The sequence below is a fragment of the Actinomycetota bacterium genome (assembly GCA_019347675.1).
Classification (GTDB): domain Bacteria; phylum Actinomycetota; class Nitriliruptoria; order Nitriliruptorales; family JAHWKO01; genus JAHWKW01.
Genome location: JAHWKW010000071.1, coordinates 1 through 2,086, shown reverse-complemented (window position 1 = coordinate 2,086; position 2,086 = coordinate 1). Strand labels below are relative to the sequence as shown.

The 2,086-nt window shown below is 75.3% G+C and carries 3 protein-coding genes; all 3 read right to left on the bottom strand.

Going from position 1 to position 2,086, the window contains the following annotated elements:
* Positions 1–1,104, bottom strand: a 1,104-nt coding sequence (locus KY462_16970; protein MBW3579391.1) for an AAA family ATPase, incomplete at its 3' end; no start/stop codon positions are given.
* Positions 1,101–1,493 carry a hypothetical protein gene (locus KY462_16965; protein ID MBW3579390.1) on the bottom strand — a complete coding sequence of 131 codons (393 nt, stop codon included), beginning with the start codon at positions 1,491–1,493 and terminating at the stop codon, positions 1,101–1,103. The genes KY462_16965 and KY462_16970, both read right to left, overlap by 4 nt.
* 7 nt (positions 1,494–1,500) lie before the next feature.
* A complete protein-coding gene (locus KY462_16960) occupies positions 1,501–1,974 on the bottom strand; it encodes an Asp23/Gls24 family envelope stress response protein (GenBank protein ID MBW3579389.1) in 474 nt (157 codons plus the stop codon).
* Between the last annotated feature and the right edge of the window lie 112 nt (positions 1,975–2,086).

The window sequence follows — 2,086 nt, the reverse complement described above, 5'->3', positions numbered from 1 at the left end:
GTTGACGGCGTGGGCAGCGTGGACGATGAGCGAGCGGGCGGCCTGACGGAAGACCTCGGTCAGCGTGGTGGTCGGCACGGCGCCCGAGGCGATGAGATCGGCCAGGGGGCGGCCGGCACCGACAGGGGCGAGCTGGTCGACGTCGCCGACGAGCAGGACGTGGGTGCGCGGGCCGACCGCGGACAGCAGCGCTTCGGCCAGGCGCACCGAGAGCATCGACGCCTCGTCGACGATGAGCACGTCGCAGCCCTCGATCGGCGTGTCGGCGTCACGGGCGGGGCCCTCGCCGGGCACCCACTCCAGCAGGCGGTGGATGGTGCTGGCCGGCGCGCCGGTCAGCTCGGTCAGCCGGCGGGCGGCCTTGCCCGTTGGTGCGCACAGGCGCGCGGTACGCCTCGCCGCGCGTACCGCGTCGACCAAGGTGCGCATCGTCTGGCTCTTGCCGGTGCCCGGGCCGCCGGTGAGGATCGACAGCCGGCGGTCGAGCGCCTGCTCGACCGCCGCCCACTGGTCGTCGGTGGGCACGAAGGAGCCTTTGGTGGGCCGCTGGGGTGCCTTGCGCAGCTTGAGCGCCGCGCCGGCGTCGAGCAGGCGGCGCACGTGGCCGGCCAGCGACTCCTCCACAGCGTGCAGGCCGGCCGCAGCGATGCGGTCCTCCTCCACCACCACCTCGGCGCGCGCCGCCAGTTCGTCGATGGCCTCTGCGGCCCCGGCGCCCAGCAGGGCCCGCGCGCGCTCCTCCAGCTCGTTGCGCGGGAGGTGGGTGTGGCCGTCGTCCTCGGCCTGGGTCAGGGCGTGCAGCACGCCGGCGCGCAGGCGCCCGGGTGCATCTGGTGGGGTGCCCAGCGAGCGGGCCAGCGTGTCCGCGGTGGCAAAGCCCACGCCGGGCAGAGAGCACACCGCGTAGGGGTCCTCGCGCAGCCGCGCGACCGACCGCGTCCCCCAGGCGCGCACGATCCTTCCCGCTGCAGCGGCGTCGACCCCATGCTCGGCCAGCAGCAGGCGCACGAGCAGCGAGGCGACGCCGGCCGCGAGCACGACGGCCAGCGCCGCGGGCAGCAGGACGGCGACCACGCGAGCCAGCGCGCGCAGCGCCAGGATCACCGTGTGGGCTCCACGCTCTCGAAGCGCACGTCGATGCGGCCCAGCTCGTCGCCCAGGCCGGCGCGCTGCGCGGCGGTGGCCACCGCATCGCGCACGGCGTCGGCCACGGGGATGAGGGGCACCAGGTCGGCGGCGAGGTGCAGGGTCAGCCCGTAGCGGTCCCGGCCCTCGGCCACGACATCGATCCCGGCGAACAGGGGACCCAGCGACGAGCGCCCCGGCGTGGGTGGAGCGAGCCCGGCGACCCCCTCGACCCCGAGCGCGGCATCGACGGCCGTCTGCGCGAGGCGGTCGCGGGGCCCCTGCACCTTCGGCGGGGATGTCTCGACGCGTGCGGGCGGGGACGGAGACCCCTGCGCGGCGCCTGGCGGGGACGGTCCCTCGGTCACCGAGGCCTCAGGCCACGCGCGACTGGGATTCGTCTTCCTCGGCTTCGTCGCCAGGGAACCAGAGGTCGTTGACCGCGATGTTGACCTCGGTGACCTGCAGGCCGGTGATCCCCTCGATGCGCCGGCTCACGTTGTCGCGGATGCCCTCGGCCACGCGGGGGATGGACTCGCCGTACTCGACGACGACCACGAGGTCCACGGCGGTCTCGCGCTCACCCACCTCGACGCTGACCCCCGAGTCGCCCCCGATGCCCACCCGCTGGGTCATGGCGCCCAGCGCGCGACCCACGCCGCCGCCCAGCGCGTGCACGCCTGCGACCTCGCGCGCGGCGATGCCGGCGACCTTGCTGACCACCGCGTCGGCGATGGAGGTCAGGCCCTTGTCGCTGCGCAGCGGGTAGTCGCCCTCGCCTTCGGCGCGGCGGGCGGGGCTCTTGGACTGGCCAGTGGTCTGCGGTGTCGTGTCGGTGGACTCGGCCATGGGCTGCTCCTCGGCGATCGTCGTTGGGTGCCCTGTGGCGATACCCGAGTGCGTAGGGGGCCAACCGCATGCCCCCGGGCGCGCGGGGCCTCTGTGGCAGACTGGCGGGGTG

Excerpts from the sequence above, each read along its gene's own strand:
- KY462_16960 (MBW3579389.1), bottom strand. The coding sequence starts at position 1,974 with ATGGCCGAGTCCACCGACACGACACCGCAGACCACTGGCCAGTCCAAG.